2 rRNA genes (1 of these 2 running past the window's edge) are annotated in these 2,679 nt (G+C 57.5%); both read left to right on the top strand.

Annotated elements, in window-relative coordinates:
• Positions 1-240 precede the first annotated feature (240 nt).
• Positions 241-1,765: ribosomal RNA gene (locus ACFV9H_RS41085) — 16S ribosomal RNA — on the top strand.
• Between the two features lie 281 nt (positions 1,766-2,046).
• Positions 2,047-2,679: ribosomal RNA gene (locus tag ACFV9H_RS41080) — 23S ribosomal RNA — on the top strand (it continues 2,571 nt past the right edge of the window).
• The 16S and 23S rRNA genes sit together here, the layout of an rRNA operon.

Raw genomic sequence — 2,679 nt, 5'->3', positions numbered from 1 at the left:
GAGGGTGAGTACGAAGGAAGCGTCCGTTCCTTGAGAACTCAACAGCGTGCCAAAAATCAACGCCAGAAGTTGATACCCCGTCCACTTCGGTGGATGAGGTTCCTTTGAAAAAGACCTGTAAGGCTCCGTTTCGGAGTGCTTGCAGGCAACAACACAGCGAGGACGTTGTGGTCAGTCGGTCTTATTCCGACCAAGACTGGCCCGCTCTTTCGTGTGTGTGGACCGGATTACCGGTAAACATTCATGGAGAGTTTGATCCTGGCTCAGGACGAACGCTGGCGGCGTGCTTAACACATGCAAGTCGAACGATGAAGCCCTTCGGGGTGGATTAGTGGCGAACGGGTGAGTAACACGTGGGCAATCTGCCCTTCACTCTGGGACAAGCCCTGGAAACGGGGTCTAATACCGGATACCACTCCTGCCTGCATGGGCGGGGGTTGAAAGCTCCGGCGGTGAAGGATGAGCCCGCGGCCTATCAGCTTGTTGGTGGGGTAATGGCCCACCAAGGCGACGACGGGTAGCCGGCCTGAGAGGGCGACCGGCCACACTGGGACTGAGACACGGCCCAGACTCCTACGGGAGGCAGCAGTGGGGAATATTGCACAATGGGCGAAAGCCTGATGCAGCGACGCCGCGTGAGGGATGACGGCCTTCGGGTTGTAAACCTCTTTCAGCAGGGAAGAAGCGAAAGTGACGGTACCTGCAGAAGAAGCGCCGGCTAACTACGTGCCAGCAGCCGCGGTAATACGTAGGGCGCAAGCGTTGTCCGGAATTATTGGGCGTAAAGAGCTCGTAGGCGGCTTGTCACGTCGGATGTGAAAGCCCGAGGCTTAACCTCGGGTCTGCATTCGATACGGGCTAGCTAGAGTGTGGTAGGGGAGATCGGAATTCCTGGTGTAGCGGTGAAATGCGCAGATATCAGGAGGAACACCGGTGGCGAAGGCGGATCTCTGGGCCATTACTGACGCTGAGGAGCGAAAGCGTGGGGAGCGAACAGGATTAGATACCCTGGTAGTCCACGCCGTAAACGTTGGGAACTAGGTGTTGGCGACATTCCACGTCGTCGGTGCCGCAGCTAACGCATTAAGTTCCCCGCCTGGGGAGTACGGCCGCAAGGCTAAAACTCAAAGGAATTGACGGGGGCCCGCACAAGCGGCGGAGCATGTGGCTTAATTCGACGCAACGCGAAGAACCTTACCAAGGCTTGACATATACCGGAAAGCATTAGAGATAGTGCCCCCCTTGTGGTCGGTATACAGGTGGTGCATGGCTGTCGTCAGCTCGTGTCGTGAGATGTTGGGTTAAGTCCCGCAACGAGCGCAACCCTTGTCCTGTGTTGCCAGCATGCCCTTCGGGGTGATGGGGACTCACAGGAGACCGCCGGGGTCAACTCGGAGGAAGGTGGGGACGACGTCAAGTCATCATGCCCCTTATGTCTTGGGCTGCACACGTGCTACAATGGCCGGTACAATGAGCTGCGATACCGTGAGGTGGAGCGAATCTCAAAAAGCCGGTCTCAGTTCGGATTGGGGTCTGCAACTCGACCCCATGAAGTCGGAGTCGCTAGTAATCGCAGATCAGCATTGCTGCGGTGAATACGTTCCCGGGCCTTGTACACACCGCCCGTCACGTCACGAAAGTCGGTAACACCCGAAGCCGGTGGCCCAACCCGTAAGGGAGGGAGCTGTCGAAGGTGGGACTGGCGATTGGGACGAAGTCGTAACAAGGTAGCCGTACCGGAAGGTGCGGCTGGATCACCTCCTTTCTAAGGAGCACAGTACCGATTGCAGACAAACGTTCTGCACGGTCAGCTCATGGGTGGAACGTTGATTAGTTGGCACCAGACGGTCTGATGGTTCTCGAGTACTGCTTCGGCGTGGAAAGAGGAGACGGAAGATTTCTGGTGCTTGGCACGTTGTTGGGTCCTGAAGGTACGGCCGTGAGGTTGTGATCTTCAGTGCCGGCCCCGGTGAAGCACTTCTCTGGAAGTGTGTGACGGGTGGCTGGTCGTTGTTTGAGAACTACACAGTGGACGCGAGCATCTGTGGCCAAGTTTTTAAGGGCGCACGGTGGATGCCTTGGCACCAGGAACCGATGAAGGACGTGAGAGGCCGCGATAGGCCCCGGGGAGCTGCCAACTGAGCTTTGATCCGGGGGTGTCCGAATGGGGAAACCCGGCAGTCGTCATGGGCTGTCACCCATGCCTGAACACATAGGGCATGTGGAGGGAACGAGGGGAAGTGAAACATCTCAGTACCCTCAGGAAGAGAAAACAACCGTGATTCCGGGAGTAGTGGCGAGCGAAACCGGATGAGGCCAAACCGTATGCGTGTGATACCCGGCAGGGGTTGCGCATGCGGGGTTGTGGGAATGAGCTTGATCGGTCTGCCGGCCGGTCGGCGAGTCAGAAACCGTTGATGTAGTCGAAGGACATGCGAAAGGTCCGGCGTAGAGGGTAAGACCCCCGTAGACGAAACATCAGCGGCTTGCTTGCTCATCTCCCAAGTAGCACGGGGCCCGAGAAATCCCGTGTGAATCTGGCGGGACCACCCGCTAAGCCTAAATATTCCCTGGTGACCGATAGCGGATAGTACCGTGAGGGAATGGTGAAAAGTACCGCGGGAGCGGAGTGAAATAGTACCTGAAACCGTGTGCCTACAAGCCGTGGGAGCGTCGCTC

Source organism: Streptomyces sp. NPDC059874, assembly GCF_042731135.1.
Lineage (GTDB): Bacteria > Actinomycetota > Actinomycetes > Streptomycetales > Streptomycetaceae > Streptomyces.
This window is presented reverse-complemented; position numbering and strand designations above follow the sequence as displayed.